This window comes from Fibrella aquatica (assembly GCF_041321135.1).
In the GTDB taxonomy this organism is placed as follows: Bacteria; Bacteroidota; Bacteroidia; order Cytophagales; family Spirosomataceae; genus Fibrella; species Fibrella aquatica.
Window position 1 is genome coordinate 15,248 of the sequence record NZ_JBGGWF010000010.1, and the last position, 20,067, is coordinate 35,314.

At 52.3% G+C, this 20,067-nt stretch carries 9 protein-coding genes; 2 read left to right on the forward strand and 7 right to left on the reverse strand.

Annotation, left to right across the window (positions count from 1 at the left end):
* Nucleotides 1–140: 140 nt before the first annotated feature.
* Complete coding sequence (locus tag ACAW87_RS19680) at nt 141–2,816, reverse strand: S8 family serine peptidase (RefSeq protein WP_370725350.1); 2,676 nt, start codon at nt 2,814–2,816, stop codon at nt 141–143.
* Between the two features lie 159 nt (nt 2,817–2,975).
* The gene (locus tag ACAW87_RS19685; protein ID WP_370725351.1) at nt 2,976–7,052 is read right to left on the reverse strand and encodes a S8 family serine peptidase; all 4,077 of its coding nucleotides are present in this window, start codon (nt 7,050–7,052) and stop codon (nt 2,976–2,978) included.
* A 452-nt stretch (nt 7,053–7,504) separates the two neighbouring features.
* Between ACAW87_RS19685 and hemW the strand changes: the two genes are divergently transcribed.
* A complete protein-coding gene (gene hemW / locus ACAW87_RS19690; protein WP_370725352.1) occupies nt 7,505–8,620 on the forward strand; it encodes a radical SAM family heme chaperone HemW in 1,116 nt (371 codons plus the stop codon).
* Between the two features lie 12 nt (nt 8,621–8,632).
* Entirely contained in the window at nt 8,633–9,553 is a 921-nt protein-coding gene (gene mtgA, locus ACAW87_RS19695; protein WP_370725353.1) for a monofunctional biosynthetic peptidoglycan transglycosylase, read from the forward strand.
* A 39-nt stretch (nt 9,554–9,592) separates the two neighbouring features.
* Here mtgA and ACAW87_RS19700 read toward each other — a convergent pair whose 3' ends face one another.
* From ACAW87_RS19700 to ACAW87_RS19720, 5 genes are all read right to left on the reverse strand, one after another.
* The gene (locus ACAW87_RS19700; protein WP_370725354.1) at nt 9,593–11,029 is read right to left on the reverse strand and encodes an OprD family outer membrane porin; all 1,437 of its coding nucleotides are present in this window, start codon (nt 11,027–11,029) and stop codon (nt 9,593–9,595) included.
* Nucleotides 11,030–11,094: 65 nt separating this feature from the next.
* Entirely contained in the window at nt 11,095–12,150 is a 1,056-nt protein-coding gene (locus ACAW87_RS19705) for a c-type cytochrome (protein ID WP_370725517.1), read from the reverse strand.
* Nucleotides 12,151–12,454: 304 nt separating this feature from the next.
* Nucleotides 12,455–13,867 (reverse strand): MBL fold metallo-hydrolase, encoded by a 1,413-nt coding sequence (locus ACAW87_RS19710; RefSeq protein WP_370725355.1) that lies wholly within the window; start codon nt 13,865–13,867, stop codon nt 12,455–12,457.
* Between the two features lie 158 nt (nt 13,868–14,025).
* Nucleotides 14,026–14,421, reverse strand: coding sequence for a rhodanese-like domain-containing protein (locus tag ACAW87_RS19715; RefSeq protein WP_370725356.1), 396 nt, complete (start codon nt 14,419–14,421; stop codon nt 14,026–14,028).
* A gap of 249 nt (nt 14,422–14,670) precedes the next feature.
* Nucleotides 14,671–19,878: a hypothetical protein gene (locus ACAW87_RS19720; RefSeq protein ID WP_370725357.1), complete on the reverse strand. Its 5,208-nt coding sequence runs from the start codon at nt 19,876–19,878 to the stop codon at nt 14,671–14,673.
* Between the last annotated feature and the right edge of the window lie 189 nt (nt 19,879–20,067).

The window sequence follows — 20,067 nt, forward strand, 5'->3', positions numbered from 1 at the left end:
CACAATATGATAACACGAACACCAATTTAGTGTACTGAAAATCAGTTAGATACTAACAAAAACAGACCTAAAAATCTCCCTTTCATTAAGTGGTTGTTAGCTAGTACCATCCGAACATAATTTAGGCATCACACAGCCGTTTATCGCCTCATGAATCGAAGACTGCGCTGCCGGGGACCATCGGTAAGCCGTAAAATGTATAGCCCGATAGGTAGATCGGAGACAGGTAAATCGAGCGAGAAGAGACCGTTTGACAACCGATTTAGAAGAAAACCAGATTTTTCGAGCTGACCGGCTATCGTATACACATCTACCCGTACTTCAGAAGATTCCGAGTGGGCGTACCGAATCAGTAGTGTAGTCAGCACAGGGTTAGGATAAGCAATAAACATGCTGTCGTCAGACTCGAACGTTAGCAACGAATCGGGTATATTACTTCCGCTCCAGGCCGAACGCTGTACCACCTTGCTACCCGACCACCCCACACATTTTTGCTGACTTACCCGTAGCTGATACGTACCTGGCTGTTTGACCAATAGGTTGATGTCAGTAGCATTCGGAATCAGTTGCTTGTCGCGATACCACTGATATTGATAGTCAATACCTACCGGTGCCCGTAAGCTCAAACTGGCCCCTACTGGTAGTTGTATGACGTCGTCAGTGGGAATCAGCGTTATTTTGTTTACGCTGGATTCCTGCACAGTCACTGCGGGCGAAAAACCAACACAGCCATTCTGAGCCACCTGAGCCTGATAAATGCCTGCCTGCGTAACGATAAGCGTTGAACTGACTCCCCCTGTATTGAAGGGCGTACCATTACGAAGCCAGGTAAGCGTTGACCCGTATTCCGTCGAGGCAACCAACGGAATTTGCCGTTGCTCTGTACAAAGAAACTGATACGATGCCGTAGTCGATACCTGAACCGCCGGACTGACCAGGCGAACCTTTACCGGGGTAGATAGCCCTGTGCAGCCGTTCCGGTCCGTATACCGAAGTGTATAAGCCCCGGCGTCCCGAATCGGACATTCGGGCGTGTTGGCTTCCAGAATCTGAATGCCATCGCGTAGCCATTCATACCTAACTCCCGGAATATCATCCGTTTTAAGGTTAATCGTACTTCCGTAACAAATAGCGGTATCTGATTTCGACAAGAGTGTTAAGCCCGGCAATGTGCAACTCACGTGCCTGCGGCCACTAGCAATCACTGTAAACGGCTGACTTCCTGACTGTAATACCCCCTTATGACCAATACGGATGGTATAGGTTTGACCAGCTACCGGGTTGGCAATATATACCTGCTCCACATTGTCGCGGGTATTATCGGCGCGCGTAGCTGCATTGGCAGGCGCAGCCGGGTTGAGCACAAATGGCAGCGTTGGTACGCCAGCTGCGAGCACCCGTAAATCGAGGTCATTCACCAGTTTAGGCGTACGATTATTGAGCGACGTTGGCAGCAAAGGGCTTACCGTACCCTCGGGATCTGTCCAGCAAAGGGTTATTACCAGTGGTTCGCCCCCTTGAGCAATCACTGACGTGGTCCATACCTGGCTTTGCGTCAACGTCGATTCATTAATAAGGTGGGCCTGATTGGTGTTTTGCACTACGCTCGCCGCTGCTTCAGTATTGAGCAGCCCCCATCCCTGCCGATAATCGGGTCCCGTAGCTGGATCGAGCCGGTTGGCTGTGTGAATGGCCAGCCCTTTCACCGTAGCCGAGCGCAAAAAACGGCCGTTAGTTTGCCGGGCATACAACTCCTGAATTAGTAAGAGCGACCCTGCAACGTTGGCTGCTGCCATCGACGTACCTGTATTGGTACCATAGGCCGCCACACCATCAGAAAGTGTTGAGTAAATACCTGTTCCTACGCCTACCAGGTCAGGTTTAATTCGTCCATCGTCGGTAGGGCCCCAGCCACTGTATGGCGAAACCAGCAACCGGGTCGGGTCATTATCACTGTTGAGCGACACCTCGGCGGCTCCCACCGTCAGCACGTTTTTGGCAGTAGCTTCACCGGGAATAACGTCATACGCATCATTACGGCTCCGGGTAAAGGTGCTTTGTTGATTGGTATTATTCAGGTAGTAAGACGTATTGGCCGGCGGTCCCGTTTCGCCCCGTTTATTATCGGCCGAACGCACCATCAGCAACATGGGATTGGTGTATAAAATGCGATCGACATCACGAGCCTTGCTGCTGTAGAAGCCAAACAGGTAGTCTTCGGTGCTACTAACGGTGGTATTACCCCACCATTCCCATTTCTGGTTTGGGTCAGTTCCGGGTCGGTTCAGATTCTGCACCCAACCCGACAGCGGGCCGTAAGCATGTACCGAAATTAACAGGTCTTTAGCCGCCGAAGTCAGTTCGGCAACATCATTGGTGTAATCCCATACGGAGAGCGAAGCACCGTAGGCCATTCCCCGGGCATCGGGCGAAATACCCCTCGCTACCAACGTGCCAGCCATGTGGGTGGCGTGGTTATTCAATATGGTACCGGTATTGCGCATGGTTACCCGTCCGCCAAACTCCCGATGTTCGGTCAGCACCCGGCCACCGTCCCAAAGGCCCAGTTTTCCGGTTACAAACTGGGTGCTACCGTTTAAAAACAGCCCTGTTGCATTCTGACCGTAAAGCGATTGAGTACGTGTTCCCTGAGCCGCTTCCGTATTGTGAAGCCCGTAAACAAGCGGATGACCGGTGGCGTCTGTACCTAAATCGAGTGTAGACCGATGACTGGCATATGATTTGCTACTGGCAGTCGCCAAGGACCCACCTGCTTCAACCACCAGGGTTGAAGAGGCAGGCCGTTGGGAAAGCATAGCCGTTGTAGACGAAAGGTAATCAGACTGCGCCCAGACAGAAACCGTAGTTAGTAAACTAACAGTGAATACATTAACCAGATTTTTACCGAAAATTTGGTAATGGTTAGTCCGTTCAGACCATGTACTGCCAGGGAAAATCAAGGGGGGTATCGTTGTTTAGTACTTAAGCACTGCTTTTACCGCCGCTGTTTGGGTGGTATCTGTCATTACTTGTACAAAAAACGTACCGGCAGGTAGGGTAGCGAGATCAAATGTTGCCGAACAAACCGATAACAAGCGACTCATCGTTTGTTGCTGTTGCAGTATGCCGCGCGCATCGTATAGCCGAACTGTCGGTTCCGGACCCGTAGCGGGAGCCGCTACCTCTACAGTCAGCCGGTTCTGTGTCGGGTTTGGATATACCCGGAGGCTAGCCTGAATGGCTGGTTCAACCGCCAGAATAGCCACGTAGAGTTCGTCTGAGATAGCCACACCGCAACCGTTCACACTCGCCTCTACCGAATACCGTCCCGTTTGCGTAACCGTATAAGTTTGTCCTGTAGCACCCGATATGGGAACCCCGTTCTGCAGCCATAAAGCACGACCCGGTGCATTGGAAGTGAGCACCAGCCCAGACTGCGATATAACTGGCAACTCTGGCTGCACAATGGAAATACTTACTGCCGATGAGGTAACGGGAGCGCAGCTACCGGCTATCCGGAGCGCATATTGCCCACTGGCCCCGGCTGCAAATGATTCGCTGGTTGCATTGGTAATGGCTTGTCCGTTTAGCAGCCATTGATAAGTCAGTGCATCGCCAGCCACCGCTGTAGACGAAGCAGACCGAAGCACAATTAACGCACCCTGACAGGCTGTTGTGTTGGTTACAGCAGCAATAGCAGCCGTAGGTGATGGGCGCGTGGTCACGTTCACCGCCGTGCGCTGAGTAGCCGGACACTCAAGCGGGCGGATTTGCATGTCGTAGAAATAATACCAGGCAGCCCGCAACGTATCTATCGATGTGCCGGTGTCGAAGAGCGATCCTTTTGTACTGGCTAGCACATCACCATTTTGAGCGCGCAGGGCATACGGAAAAGCAAAACTTGACCCGGAACCGGCTGTCACTGAATTACTTCTGAAAATAGTAACACCTTCCTCATACTCGATCGAGATTTTATAGTCGCCCGGTTCTGGGATTGACAGATTCAACGGATAAACCGCTCCCACATCGTTCGGATCATCGGATTGCTGACCATTCGCATTCGTTTGCGAAGCAGGCAGCGTACGGGTAGCCACTACGTCGATGGTTGTGCTGGAAATAACCGTTTCGTCGTACTTGCGTACCTGAAATGTCAACCGGCCCGCCGCACCCGTATAAATTCTGGCCCGTTCAATACGCATCGGCACTTTGGTACTAATCAGGGGTTGCGGGCCAAAATTACCGGCGTAGCTCCCGCCCTGAAAATCAGTTTTCGCCACCGGCCCTAACCGACCAGCAAAATCGTTGGTCGTGACATAGTAAACAGGGCGCGTCGGAGCTGATGTCTGGTTGCCTGCGGCCAATAACGTACCCGACGTGGGACTATCATACCAGAGAGCCGTGCTGTTTCCCGTATTGCGAAGCACCACCGTTGGGTCACCTCCGCAGGAAGCCGCCGTGAACGTACCTGTCACGGTACCACCCGCAATAGTCCGACTGGCCACCAACCGGTTATTAGTCGTGTCCTGATCGCTGGCAAGCAAAATTGTAGACACCAACTGATAGGTTTCTCCAATCGCCAACAATACCGAAGCAGGTAAATCAAACGTAACCAGCGCATCGTGATAAGCCCTTAATAAACTCACGGAGCTGGTTAGTGAAGCTACCGGCTGACGAGCCGTATTGATTACCTGCAAGGTTACCGGCACATTACGCTGGTCGGTTCCGCCGTTGTTACGTACCCGAACCGAGACCATCTGCGTGTTGGCGCAAAACGACGACGTACCTTCTACATAGGCTACTGCGGTTACATCGGTTTGGGCTGGAATCACTCGCAACAGATACTCCTGCGTTTCGCCATTGCCGTAACTACCGCAGGGCTGCACCGAACCTGCCTCCTGCGTTTCCATGGCTACAATTCGCAATCGCACCAACGTACCTGCCGTAGCACTGGCAGGGGCCGTTATCGTAGACAGAAACGTACCCGGACCGGGCAGTACAGCCGATGTGCCTAACAGTTCGCCCGCATCGGTGAAGGTACCGTTGGCATTCCAATCGGCATATACCTTAACCACCACTGGCTTAACAGCGCCGCATGTACCGGTAGTCACCGTCAACGGAATAGGCTGATTGGGTTGTACGTCGGTCACAGCCGCGGTGGTACTCATGAAATCGGTGTAAGTCGCGCACGTTTCAGACCCCGCCTGATTAACGCCCGCAAACTGCACACGTGTGATCTTACTATCGGCCGATGAAGTGGCCGCTGATGCACAATAGGCCGTTCCGCCTGCGCCACTTACCAGCAACGCATAAGCCTGACCGCCAGCACCCGTCAACGTGCCTTTGTGGCTGATGGTCAACGTATAGGTACGTCCCGGAACCGGGTTGGCCACGTACACCTGTTCTACGTTGTCACGAATATTATCACCGGGCCGGGCCGCCTGGGCAGGGTTCTCCGGGTCAAGAGTCCAAGGGAGCAGTGTTGTTGATCCATCACTTAGGCGGGCATCCAGATCATTCACCAGTTTGGGTGTCCGGTTATTGAATCGATCGGTGCCGGTAGTGGCAGCTCCTTCCGGGTCACTCCAGCAAATGGTAGCAACCAGCGGACCAAGCCCCGACGCCACCACAGCAACAGAATACGACTGTCCCTGCGTCAGGGTACGTTCGTCGAGCAAGTGGCTTTTGTCGGCATTCTGAATTACGCGGGCGGCTCGTTCCATGTTCAATAGCCCCCAACCAGCCTGATAATCAGGACCGGTAGTCGTACCTGCTTCATCGGCCGTATGAATGACCAAGCCCTTCAGGGTGGCGGCTCTCATTAACCTGCCCGGGTTCAGTTGCGCAAAATACTCCTGCAACAGCAGCACCGAGCCCGATACATTAGGCGACGACATAGACGTTCCGCTGAGTGATCCATAGGCAAAATCGGCCGACGACGAGGTCGATATCACGTTGACGCCCACGCCCAAAATATCCGGTTTTATGCGCCCATCGTCGGTAGGCCCCCAGCTACTAAACGTACCCAGATTGACGTCGGAAGCACGCTTGTAGCCACTGCTGATAGCTGACATGGCCCCCACTGTCAGAATATTTTTAGCCGTTCCGTAGGTCGAAATCTGATCGTAGCCAAACTGCGTGTCACGGGGTGTAGTGCTTACCCTGTTCCCATGTTGCACCAGGTAATAACCCTGACCCGCGGGTGGCCCCCCTTCGGCATGAAAATTTCCTGCCGATTTCACAATCAGGTAGTAGGGTGAAGCATTTGCCAATCGATCCCACGAACGGGCATTTGTTTCATACAGACCAAACTTAAAATCCTGGGTAGCACTCAGCGTAGTATCACCCCACCACTCCCATTTATTGGTTGTGGTACGACTGCTATTAAATCGCCAGCCCGCAATGGTACCGTACGAGTGATTCGACACCAGCAATTCGTTGGCAGCCAGGGTCATCTCGCTAATGTCATCACTAAAGTCCCATGCTTTCAGGTTGGCACCGCTTGCCATGCCCCTTGCCAGTTGGTTGATGCCCGTGGCCACCATCGTTCCGGCCACGTGACTGGCATGGTACACATCTTCGTCTTCACGGCCCGTGTTCGAGGGCGTATCTTGCTGAATAACGCGATTTACCAGCTCGGGGTGGGCGGCATATACTCGCCCACCATCCCAGATACCCAATCTGTTCCGCACCGCTTCACTGCTTCCCGTTAGATTAACCCCGAGGCTACCACCGGCATATAGGCTGTTAGTACGCGTTGTATTGGCTGCCCGGGCGTTAAAATCAACCATGTCGTACAGCAAATTACCCGTCTGTTCGTCAATACCCCGCAGGCGGCGAACAAGCCCATCGCCGGCGGGCTCTTCTACTTTGCGACCCTGTTTTAACGCCACAGTAACGGCCTCCTGGTAATTAACAGCCTGTTCCAGCGTTACGGTCTGTTGTAAAAGCTGAAGCTGCTTTTTTTGCGCCAGATTATATTGAGGAAGCGGTTGCGCAAAAGCAGAACCGGCCAGGAGCAGAAAGAGCCCCAAAAGGCGGTAAAAAATGGGCATAAGTCGATGAGTCAAAAACGATTGTTAGGTAAACAAATCTACGTTCTAATTACCGTATATAGATTGACTTCGTTGCACTTAATGAGCCCCCTTTTTATTCTCTGGAAGCCAGCACGTTTTTTCTTTCTTTGGAAAGAGTCTAAACAAGAAGTACCTTCGTTTCGCTTTATCGAAAACGTATGCACCTCAACTCAGAAAACGAGATCGAACAGCCATCGTTGGCTACTTTCGCCCCTCTTCCTCTTTTCACCAACACCCTTCGTAATACAGCAGACTGCGCCCTGAAAAAATGCTGCAAAAAGTATAAGAAAGGGAAACGCTGCAAAAGCTGCCCAGAAAAATAGTGTTTACAGTTTTCTGTTTGCCGTTTACTATTGCGTTGCTCAGAGCCGACGACGTATGGCTAGCAGCGCAACGGTAAACGGCAAACAGAAAGCTGTAAACTCCATAAAATGCACCTGTACCTTCATGTTCCGTTCTGCAAGCAGGCCTGTCACTATTGTGATTTTCACTTTAGTACAAACCTGCGCGGGAAACGGCAGTTGGTAGAGGCGATGGCCCACGAGATCGACCTGCGGCATACGTACCTGCCCAAGGCACCGCTCGAAACCATTTATTTCGGTGGCGGCACCCCTTCGCTGCTAACCGAGGCCGAACTGGCCTACCTGTTCGAGGCTATTCACCGGAATTTCACGGTATTGCCCGACGCCGAAATCACGCTCGAAGCCAATCCAGACGATCTGGCTGACCCCGCTCATCTGGCCATGCTTCGCCGGTATGTGAATCGGTTAAGCGTGGGGATTCAAACGTTCGACGAGGAAACCTTGCGCTGGATGAACCGGGCGCACAACGCGACCGAAGCCGAAAACTGCGTGCAACTGGCCCGGCAGGCTGGTTTCGATAACCTCAGCGTCGATCTCATCTACGGCATCTCCGACCAGATCTGGGCTACCGATCTGGCTAAAGCTATCGCCCTCGACGTACCCCACCTCTCGGCTTACAACCTGACCATTGAACCCGATACTGCTTTCGGGCGGTGGGCGGCCAAAGGCAGACTAACCCCGGTTGACGAAAACCTGTCGGCCACGCAGTTTACAGAACTGGATTTGGCGCTTACCAAAGCTGGGTACGTTCATTACGAAATCTCGAACTTTGCCCGGCCCGGTCAGTTTGCTCGGCACAACACGGCATACTGGCAACGGAAACCGTATCTGGGCATTGGCCCCTCGGCGCACTCCTACAACGGCCCCACCCGGCAGCACAACATAGCCAACAACGGGCTATATGTGAAAGCATTGGCCGACCATCAGATCCCCGCCGAACACGAAACGCTGAGCTGGGCCGACCAGGTTAACGAGTATCTGCTGACGGGACTTCGTACGATTTGGGGCTGTTCGATCACAGAATTAGACAACTTACTGGGCCGGTCGTTCATAACAGAGCAAGCCCGCGAACTAGCACAATTGACACAAGCGGGCTGGCTTCAAATAGACAATAACGTGCTGTTGCTCACCGAATCGGGTAAACTCTTCGCCGACCGCGTGGCAAGCGACCTGTTTGTCGAGTAAGTTTGTCATACTATGCAGCCCGAAAAGCGCGTTAATCGCCTACGAACGCCTCCTCAGCCGGAAGACCGGCCCGCTCAGTCGATGCCTCTACCAAACCGGCCTACATCAGGAAGTCCTGCCTCGGGGCCACCGCCTCCACGACCAATGCCCAAAAAACGGCCGGTAAAGACACGCTCTGCTTTTGGCACCGCCGTAATGAACAATTGGCGGCAGGCACGTACCTATGTACGTCAGCGACCCTGGCTCAACACAGTATATAACCTGTTTATCAGAGTTTTTCTAGTCCTTTTTCTAGCATCCATTGCCTGGGTGGTGGTGTTAAAATATGTACCGGTCTGGTTCACACCGCTAACAATAAGCCGAAAGTGGGACACGATTGGCACTGAAAAGTCGAGCCGCATCTACAAAAACTGGCGCTCTTTCGAAGACATTGACAAAGAGGCTGCACTGGCCGTTATTGCCTCCGAAGACCAGCAGTTTCCGTATCACTGGGGCTTCGATTTCGACGAAATTCAGGATGCAATCAAGGAAAATCAGACCCGAAAACGGGCGCGTGGTGCCAGCACTATCTCGCAACAGGTCGCTAAAAACGTGTTTCTCTGGTCGGGGCGTAGCTACATTCGTAAGGGGCTTGAAGTGTACTTTACCGTCATGATCGAGCTAATCTGGGGTAAGAAGCGCATTCTGGAGGTGTACCTGAACGTGGCCGAGACCGGACCGATGACTTTCGGCGTCGAAGCCGCCGCCAAGCGTTTCTACGGTCATTCGGCGGCATCACTCACCCGCGATGAAGCCGCCCGCATTGCCGCCGTACTCCCCAACCCAAACCAGTTCTCCATCAAAAAGCCATCGAGCTACATTCAGCGACGTACCCGGCAAATTGCCCGCCAAATGCGCGCCCTCGGTGGCCAGAAATACATCCGAAATCTGTAGCAGGGCCACAAAGGCACCTGGCTGCGCAACCGAAGTTGGCTAAAAGTGATAGTTGACAATCACGTTCACCAGATTCATATCGACGCGGTTTTGCGCTACTTTGTCTTCGATGATACGCCCTGTCTGATTCAGTTTCTGCGTAAAAAGCAGTTCGGCATCCAGACCGTCGGGCAGGCCGCTGAAGTGGTAAACGGTTCGTAGGTTTAGCTGCGAATAACTCGGTAAACTGTATTTGTTGAGCCGGGTATTACTGACCGACGGTAATCGAAAGGTACCCGCTGTGAATTCCCACCGCCAATGTTCACCGGCTTTATAGTTTACTCCCGCCGTTAGGGCGCTGACATTACCCAGTCCTTCATTTCGTTCACGGAACATAAACGTGTAAAAAGGCTCCCGCCCCCACTCCCGTGGCATCAGGAAACGCCCTTCGGCTGTTATACGAGTGGCATTTAGTGACCAGGTCCATCGTTTCAGTTGCAGGCCAGCCTGACCGGAGAAAACGGTGGCGCGGTGATTGGGGTCTATGTATACCAGCCGGGCTTCTTCATTACCGCCGTTGCCCATCGTCCACTGTCGGCTAGCCTGCCCACCCAGCCACCACTCACCTCCCAAATGCAGGGGCTGATGCCATTCGATGCGGCTATACGCAGTATGAAACAACCCCGGCACGGCAGTTTCCCATAGATTGACTTTCAGCTTACCAATCTCTTGCGTAATGCCCAGCATAAGCAAGTGGCTTGACTCCACGTTTCCGGCATAGCGTGATGGCTGCCCATCCGTGGTTACACCCGATGGCAACAAGCCAATACTCTCGCCAATATCAAACCACCGTACCGTTGAGCGGGGCGAGATTCGGGTCAAATACTCGGCCCTGATTCGGGTGTGTTTCCACTCGTTCCATTCCAGCACAATGCCTTCTGTCAGCGTCGGGCGCATGCGGCCATCCTGCGGATTGACGAAAGGCGAAGCCGGTATCTGACGTCCTACGGTAACGCGCGACGCCCGGCCGACATAATACCGGATGTAAAGCTCTTCGAGCCGGTCGAGGTCTTCGCGGTTGTTGGGTTCTTCAATATTAAACAAGCCTACTTCGTAGCGACTGCCTTTTCCCGTCAGCGGGTCGGGGGCGGCCAGATCAGACGAGAAGACATTGAACATAAAAAAGCCACTCATACCTAATTCAACATGACCGGCAATACGGGCTGTTCGATAGCCAATACCGGCCCCCAGCGCCAGCGCATGGTAATCCTGCAACGCCCCCCGGTTGTTGGTGCCCATCCAGTATGACCGGACATGCCCGAAGAAATACCCCCGGCGAATAAAGTTGGTTAATCCCGCCGCCGAATCTGGTTGGGGCGCTTCAGTGTGAATAAGCGAATCGGAACGTACCTGGCTCGGCATGGCCCCAAGCGACGTTGACCAACTCATTGGCAGTGACAACAGCAGCGGAAACAAATAATGTAGTTTTCGTTTCATACAGCAAAACTACCCGCCTCGTTTAGCTCATTCCGTGACAATTGTCACATGACAATCAATTGCGTTTAGGAACGTTTATGCGCTTGTTTCCACTTTTTGATTGCCTGGAACGGACCATATTTGTGTTGCTTCTCCGAAAACGGATCGGCATAAGGCCCAAACGGATGGTCAAACGGTTTGCCGACCAGGTTGGGCCAGTCGTGGCTGAGGTCTATGGCCGGGCGGGGCTGCGAGTTAATATAAGCGGCTACATCCCAGGCCTCTTCGTCGGTTAACTGCGGACGTTCGTAGGTGGCTCCCAACGGCATATTGTACCGAACATAACCGGCCAGATTCGACAGTCGGAACAAGCCCGCTCCCTGATTGTAACTGTGTGCTCCCCAAAGCGGTGGGTACGTGTAACTGCGTCCTCCTTCGGCCATCAGCCCGGCTCCGTTGGCCTGATGACAGCTCTGGCATTTTTGCGTGTATACTACCAGACCGTTCGTTGGGTCGGCGGCACGGTCAAGTCCTTTTACTTTGAAAATACCGGCTCCTCGTGGCGTCTTTTTGCGGGGAACATCAACGCCCAGCCATTTGATATAAGCCAGAATAGCCCGCATTTCGCGACTTGTTGAATCGAGAGGTTTGCCATTCAGGCTGCGTTGAAAACAGTCATTCACCCGTTTGACCTGATTTTCGACCGTACCCGACCGTTCCCGAAACTTTGGGTACGTTGCCTGTACTGCCGAGTAGTTGTTCCCCCAGGGTTGTGTACCCGCGTTGAGGTGGCAGTTTTGGCAGTTCATGCCGTTGGAGAGGTGCCTGACCGAACCTTTTGGCCCCAGATAGTTGGCGGTGTGCGCCACCAGTTCACGCCCATAACGGGTTAGCTGCTGTTCTTCATCGGTCAGTCGGCTCAGCCGCCAATCTGAAGGAGGTGTCCAAAGGCGGGTAAAGTTAGTATCGGGTGGGGTCGATATACCCTTCGCCATTGACGTAGGCGTGGCTGTATCGGGCTTATAAACCAGCAAGAATACCAGTACGGCCAACAGGCAGGCAGCAACAGCAATCAACGCCGTGAGGGCTCGGATACTCCGCGTAAATTGTTGTTCGAACGAATTGTTGTTGGGTGCCTGCATCATTTGAAAACGTACGCTTCCTAAAAGCCGAAGCCGCTGCTATCATACGGCCGCTTCTGTGATAAATGTCACAAAACAATGGAAAAACCACACAAAGAGACTTCCTATACAGTTTTGACCTGATGAAACGAGACGGCATGCTCAGGCAAGAAAGACGAGTTTAGCTTTGACAAGATTCACATGATTTACAGGGTTTGGCTTTGTTTTGTCCTTTCTGAAGCAGAAACAGATCATGTAAATCCTGTAAAAAAATAAACTCGTCATACACTTAAGCAAGCAGACCCTCTGTGTAATGGGTTTTGATCTACAGTAATGTGGTTGGGCAAACGTAGTCGGTGATGGGCAGTTTGGAGGTTGCTTTGATGGCGGCAAATCCACCGGCTACATCAACCAGATTATCAAAACCGCGTGCCCGTAAAATCGATAGGGCAATCATAGAGCGATAACCACCGGCACAGTACACGTAGTGGGTTTTAGAACGGTCGATGCGGGCCATATTTTCATTGAGGTTTTCGAGTGGTAGATTCTCAACGCCAACAACATGCTCGGAATCGTACTCGCTTTTGCGGCGCACATCAAAGGCCGGCAGATCCGGGTTAGCGAGCATAAAATCGGCAAACGTTTCGGCATTGATAGACGTAAGGGCGTCGGTCTCGCGGTTGTCGGCCTGCCAGGCATCAAAACCACCTTCCAGATAACCAATGCAGTTATCGTAGCCAACGCGGGCCAAGCGCAGTACAGCCTCTTCTTCACGACCCTGCGCCGTTACCAGTAGCACCGGCTGGTTGAGGTCGATGACCAACGTACCTACCCAACTCGCAAACTGCCCGTCGAGCCCGATGTTGATGGCGTTGGGGATGAAACCTTTGGCAAAGGTCTGAGCCTCGCGGACATCAAGAATCAACGCACCCGTTTCGTTGGCGGCGGCGTCGAAAGCGGCTGGCGAGAGCGGCTGCTTACCTTGCCGAAGCACTTCATCGATATTGGCGTACCCGTTTTTGTTCATCGCCACATTTTTGGGGAAATACTGAGGTGGTGTGGCCAGTCCGGTAGTTACCTCCCGCACAAATGCTTCTTTAGACTGGGCGCGTAGTGCGTAATTGAACAGCTTCTGATTGCCAAGCGTATCGGTGGTTTCCTTGCTCATGTTCTTGCCACAGGCCGAACCGGCTCCATGGCCGGGATACACGGTGATGTCATCGGGCAGGGTCAGAATTTTCTGTTGTAGGCTATCGTACAGATAGCCAGCCAGATCCTCGCGGGTAAGGTTGGTTTTAACGGCCAGATCGGGGCGGCCAACATCGCCGATGAACAGGGTATCACCGGTAAAAATAGCCGTTTCTTTTCCAGCCTCGTCGATCAGTAAAAACGTCGCCGACTCCATGGTATGGCCGGGCGTGTGCAAGACCCGAATGGTCACCTTACCGAGACTAAACTCCTCGCCATCAGTGGCAATATGGGCATCGTAGGTGGGTTGGGCCGTTGGGCCAAACACGATGGCAGCTCCTGTTTTAGTGGCCAGATCAAGGTGTCCCGATACAAAATCAGCGTGAAAATGCGTTTCGAAAACGTACTTAATTTGAGCTTGGTCTACCGCTGCCCGATCCATATAGGGTTTGGTTTCGCGTAGTGGATCAATAATAGCTACCTCTCCTTCCGACTCAATATAATAGGCTGCTTCAGCCAGGCATCCGGTGTACATCTGTTCAATCTTCATGACTCTATCTCGTTTAAAATGATAGGTCAAAAGTCAGGGAACAACCGGTGGCCTTCTGTGATAAATGCTACAAAACCAGCCTGATTAACGTCAGCCCGTAAACTATCCGGGGTCATTTTTTACCCCTCGGAAAAGCTTGTGTGGGTACGTTGCCGTTGCTACGGACGAAGGGGCTGAAGCGGGTTGCCCGCCTGCACCCATTGCTGAATACCGCCCGACAGATTATACACTTCTTTGAACCCTTTACTGGCCAGTACCTGAGCTGCCCTGGCACTACGACCACCTACGGCACAATACACATACACCGGCACGTTTTTGTCAAGTTGGTCAAGCTGATGCTGGAAATGAGGGCCTGAGAAGTCAATCTGACGGGCGTTGGCAATGACGCCCGTTTTGACTTCAGCATCCGTGCGAACGTCGATTAACTGCCTGGGAGCCTTTGACGCAACGGCTGCTTTAAATTCGGAGACGGTGCTGTTTTTAACCACCGGTTGACCTTGCCCGGTACACCAATGAAAGATGCCGACAAAAAGAAGGGTTAGGATAAAACGCATATCGATTTGATTGACAGGGTTAATACTTCTGTTTAGAGAGGACGTTTCAGAATCAACCACTCTGAGAATTTTCAATTACTCAGTAAGCAACAACAGCGCCACGACTACTAGCCGTGGCGCTGTTCAAGACAAATAAATGGCTTTTAAGATGATGAATTAATACACAAAACAACACCATAGGCGCAGAACCGTCAGTGACTTTCATCACAGGGGAAAAAGTACGGCACACCACTCGGCAAAAGAGACGCTTTACCTTACCCTCATCACTAAACTTGCCTCGTCGCGCTCCCCGTTCTGATAGCCATTTCCGGGCCGGGCGTTACTGACCGGCTCGGTTACGTCGAGAATTTGAGCCTGGATTTGACTACTGCCTGGTGTACCTACCTGCATCTGCAACACCACCACCGCTTTACCACCAGCTGCAAGCTGAGGCACGTAGGCGGTTACGGTTTGGCCCGTCACCACGAGTCCGGCAATATTGGTCAATTGCCAGCCAGCGGGCAACACCGTCTGTAGAGCTAAATTAGTAGCTCTTGCCCCGCCCCGGTTACTCACTATCAGGCTCAGGCTAATCACGTCGTATAGCTGAGGAGCCAGCATTGCGCTGCTCAACGACAGAGCCAGTTCAACCGTATTGGCGTCTACTGGCGGCTGACTGCTTCGGGTAGGTGGCAGGGGAATCTGATTGGGATTGGTCGAGGCCACCAACGTACCCGCAGCATCAGCGGTGCGCAGATCAACTGAAGCGGCATCGTCCTGCCCATCGCCGGTACCAGAATTGGGCTGGCTATCAGGATCGGGCGTATTGGTGGCGGCAATTTGAGCGGTGGTAAAGAACGTACCTGGCTGGGTGATGCGCAGGCGGTAGCTTACGATTGTGTTTGAACCGGCTCCCACCGTTCCCACATTAATGCTGACAACTCCATCGGTAACGCTAACGCCGCCCGTTTGTGCATCTACGAAATCAACCCCGGCAGGTAGTCGACTTGTCACCTGTACGCCACTTGCTTCCTGTTGACTTTCATTGGTAATAATCAGCGAATAACTCACCACGTCATTGACTTTTGGTGTTCGACTGCTCACCATCGACGACAGCGTTAGGTCGGCACTTCCCGAACCAACCGTGACGGTGGACTGCCCGAATACCGTACCCGTCCCGCAGGCATTCTGCACGGCCGCAACAGAATAGGTTGTTGTAACAGAAGGCGTTACCGCAAGTGGATATGGGTTCAGGTACGTATTCTCTACCGCCTGCCCGTTGGAAAGCGTAAACGACCAGGGGGCAGGGCCACTCAACGCAATTGGCAACATAGCCACCTGCCCGCTACTAACTAAGGCAGTTCCGGCGATGGTAGCGGCGGTTGGCTCCCCGATTTTAATCTCGACAGGGTCTGATTCCAAGGCGACATTACAACCCATGACCAAAACGGAGTACCTACCCGACTGGACGGGGTAGTATACCATACCCGTCGCGCCTGGCACGACAACACCGTCTCGTTTCCATTGTAGCGCCCCCCAGTGTTCGTAAGGTCGCAATTCTACAGTACCTCCCGGGCAGGCTCTCGTCTGGCCAATTAATAATCTTGGTTTTACCGGTGTGAATGGGGTTATCAACACGGGTTTTGATAATCCACCACAACTACCGCTTGTGACACTAACTGAATAAAGTCCCGTCTGTGTCGTATTGAAATTCGAAGATGTAGCACCCGGAATAGCCACGTTGTAACGGTACCATTGCACTTCTGTTCCCGGCTGTGCGGTATAACTATTTACATCAATCCATATATTTGAACAACGCTGACTCTCACTACCTTGAATGTTTATGACAGGTGTCAGGCTGTTCGTAAACGTGATCGCAACGGGCAGTGAGGTAGCCGAACAGGCGCTTCTGGTGACGCGTACGGTATAAGACCCTGTTGTTTGAGCGATGTAGCTATTGCCCGTTGCATTAGGAATATCAACCCCGTCTTTTTGCCACTGTTGCGACCAATAACCAGCCGATTGAATCGACATCGTCCGGCTATCTCCCATACAGGCCATTTTCGACGAATAGAAATTGACCTCCGGGCGGCTGATCAATCCCTGGCTAATGACAATGGCGTTACTTTTTGTCACACAGTCACCCTGCCTTAGCTCAAACGTGTAGCGCCCTGGCTCATCTGCGTACATATAGGTATTAGTCTGGTTGTTGATAGGCATATTATCCCGATACCAGGTAATCGAATAACCACCCGAACCAAGCATGGACGAGTAGATGTTGCCTGCCGACAAAGAAATGGCTCCAGTAGAGGGTCCTGCACACAGCACCGAGTCGGCTTTTGGGTATAATTCGAGCCGAGCTAATAGCACCCGCCCCACCGACACGAAGCGCGCATTTGTATAAGACGAACAACCACTACTACTGAGATTGACACCATAACTCCCCGATTGGGTGGCCGTATAGCTGCCCGACGTTGCTCCGCTGATAACCACTCCATTGAACTGCCATTGCAGAGCAGCCTGCTCACCAGCATAATCGGTCATTAACTGCACAGGTACGTTATCGCATTGTGGCAGCCCATCAAGTCGGGTCGTTACGTAGGTTGAAACAGACGTATTTATGGATACGTTGTATGTTGTACTTTGCACAGTACACCCCGCCTGCCGCAACTGTACCTGATACCTCCCTGTTTGGCCTGCCAGATAGGTTTCCGATGTGGCCCCGGCAATGGACGTTCCATCGCGTGACCACTGCCACGAATCGATTGCCCCCCCGCCCGTAGTGGGTGTTGCCCGCAAGCGTACCTGATCACCGGGACAAATCGGCGCATAGGTACTCTGATACCATTCTGTTGTTCGGCGGTCTGTAATACGAGAGCTCGACAACTGCCCAACAGCCAGTGATAGGCTATTGTTAGACGTAATTTCGGAATCAGGCACCACAAGCCTAACCGTATAACCAGTTCCATAGACCAGGGCATTTGAACCTGTAGGTAACGTACCTGAGAGGGGACTGCTCGTTCCCGTACCGATTCGCCGCTGAGTGGCAAAGCTGCCATTGGCATCAGAAATCCAGAGCTCGTAGTTGGTAGTACCCACGAAGGCCGGGCCACTCGTGATAAAAGACACAGATAGCGGGCTACCCGCACAAAGTGTAGTTGTAGAGACATTGGTAAGCGAAATGGATGACGGCGTGTAGGGAATGTCCAGCGTATTACTCTCAAAAATACCCCGGCCGCCTGTAGCGGCAATCAAACGGCCATCAGAGGCACGGTAACGTAACTGGTTAACTTTAGCTAAGCTCATACCTGTACTGCTCAGCGCCCAACCGGGATTAGCCTCCCTTATGTCATTGGTTGACCAGACCCCCAAATCGGTTCCTAAAAACACTTGTTGCCGGTTCTGCGGGTTGAACATGCCTACCCGCACAGGTACGTCAGGTAAACCAGAACCAGCCGGATCTTTATTTATCCACGTAGCCCCGCCGTTACTGGTATACCATACTGACGATACGCCATAGTTTGACAGCGTGACTAGTAGTTCGTTATCGCTGGCTCCCACATCTATATACGACACATAGGAAAACTGCGGAAATGTAGTTCCCGTTGTTAAAACGGTAGCCGTTGGCGTAGTCTGTGAAAGGTTTGTATATCTAGTTATTATACCATTTATAGACGCCACGTAAAGGCTCTGCTGGCTAGTGCCCAATGTTACCTTGAGCGGATAGTCCGTAAGAGCAAAATTGGTGTAGGCTAGTGTACCCCCAATGCCGGTTGCCCGCTTTATAGTCCACGCATTGTCAGTATATTCAGCTACGTACAAGGTATTACTCTGGCTATCATAAGCTGATGTATTCAATGAGTTCCATCCATTTAATACGAACAAATTGAAGGGAGTATTATTTCGATATAAATACCAGCCACTATAGACATTAAAAATTTGAAGCGACGGTTCGTCTTTGTCAATAAACGTCTGTGTAGTACCATTGACAGAGCTATAGATTGGCGATGTAGCTGTACTTAAGCCAGGATTCGGCAATGTTAAAACGCCCGATTCTCTCACAGCGGCCAACAGGTAGTATCCACCCGGTGTCGGTCTCATCGCGGCTGAGTTGACTTCTGCAACCCGGTATCCTGCGTTTCGATACTGAACCACAGGTGCGGTTGAGCCTGTGGCATTGCCCCAGCCAGTTGTCCAGGCAACTCCCTGATCTGAAATGAGCACCGCATTACTTGTATTGCCCGGCTGAAGCAACAAGCCTTGTTGGTAGGTGTAAGAACTAGTATTATTAGTTGGAAGCGCGTTGCTCCACGACGATCCACTAGTTGTAGACCGGAACCAGCCATAGCCGTAACCACCTGCGTAAACAACAGCCGCATTGGATGGATCCACAGTCAGACTGAGAGCAAAATCGCCATTCCCGTTGGTAAAATGCTCCCCTGAGTTGTAGGTTGGTATTGTTACTACTGACCAGTTAGCGCCACCATCTATACTTTTTCTAAACCACTGAATGTCCTGGGTGTACGTCGCGCTATTGTACTTCCTCGAAACAGCATAGACCACCTGACTTGCTCCGTTGGTCGATTGTGCTAATGCCAGTTCGGCACGTCCACCGCCCGTAGGAACGCCTGCCGGGGTGATTTCTGTCCAAGTAACACCAGAGAAATTGTTTGCCCTGAATATCCGACTGGTATTAAGGGAGGCGTACACAATTCCGTCAGTGCCGACTTCCAGATCGGACACAAAATCTTGATTATAATCATTCGTGACTGGCCCAACCCCACCGATACCCTGCGATGGAGCCAGCGTAAATTGCCAGTTGACCCCGCCATCGGATGACCGAACAAGGCCATAGCGCGTGGCAGCAAAAATATACCCTCTATTATTCACGACTAACCGTTGAATATAGCCCAAACTGCCCTCCAGCGTTCCATAGGACATGCCAGGAATAGTACCATTGAGGCGACTCCAAGTCGTGCCACCATCTATCGTTTTCCATATGCCGCCGCCGTTTCCTCCCCAGTAGCCATCGCCTGTCCCCGCATACATCACTTGCGGATTGGAAGGGTCGGCCGCCAGGCATGTAACGATCATACTTTCCCAACTATCGCTGACGGGCGTCCAGGTAGCGTTAGCGTCGGTGATATCATTCGTGTACCAGAGTCCACCTGCCGGACTACCCACCCAGACCTTTTTGTGGGTTGGATCGTTCGGGTCGAAGAGCACAGCCCGGGTACGTCCGCCGGTATTACTGGGCCCACGCTCCTGCCAGATCATACCGGGAATAGCTGAAGCGTTGGTGCCAGCACCCGACTTGATTTGCTTGTCTATTCGTTCGCGTTCCTGAGCCAGACGCCCGTCAGGAACACGGCCCAAGGCGGGGTCTTTCGTCAGCCATTGGTCAAGCTCCAGCTGGCGGCCCAGTGTGTCACGAGGGTCGGAAGTAAACGAAAAGGGAGGCGTTGATTGCGCGAACAAAGAAACGGCAGGAAATAATAAGCAAAACAATAAGAAACGCCACTGACAGGCAGTAGAAAAACACATACGGATGAAAGAGTAGGTGGGGTAACCGAATAAAGGCCACAAGGTAAAAACTATTTTATACTCAATGAATATACGTAACTTATATAAAATCGATAGCTACACCAGACAGTCCAACTAAGTTCA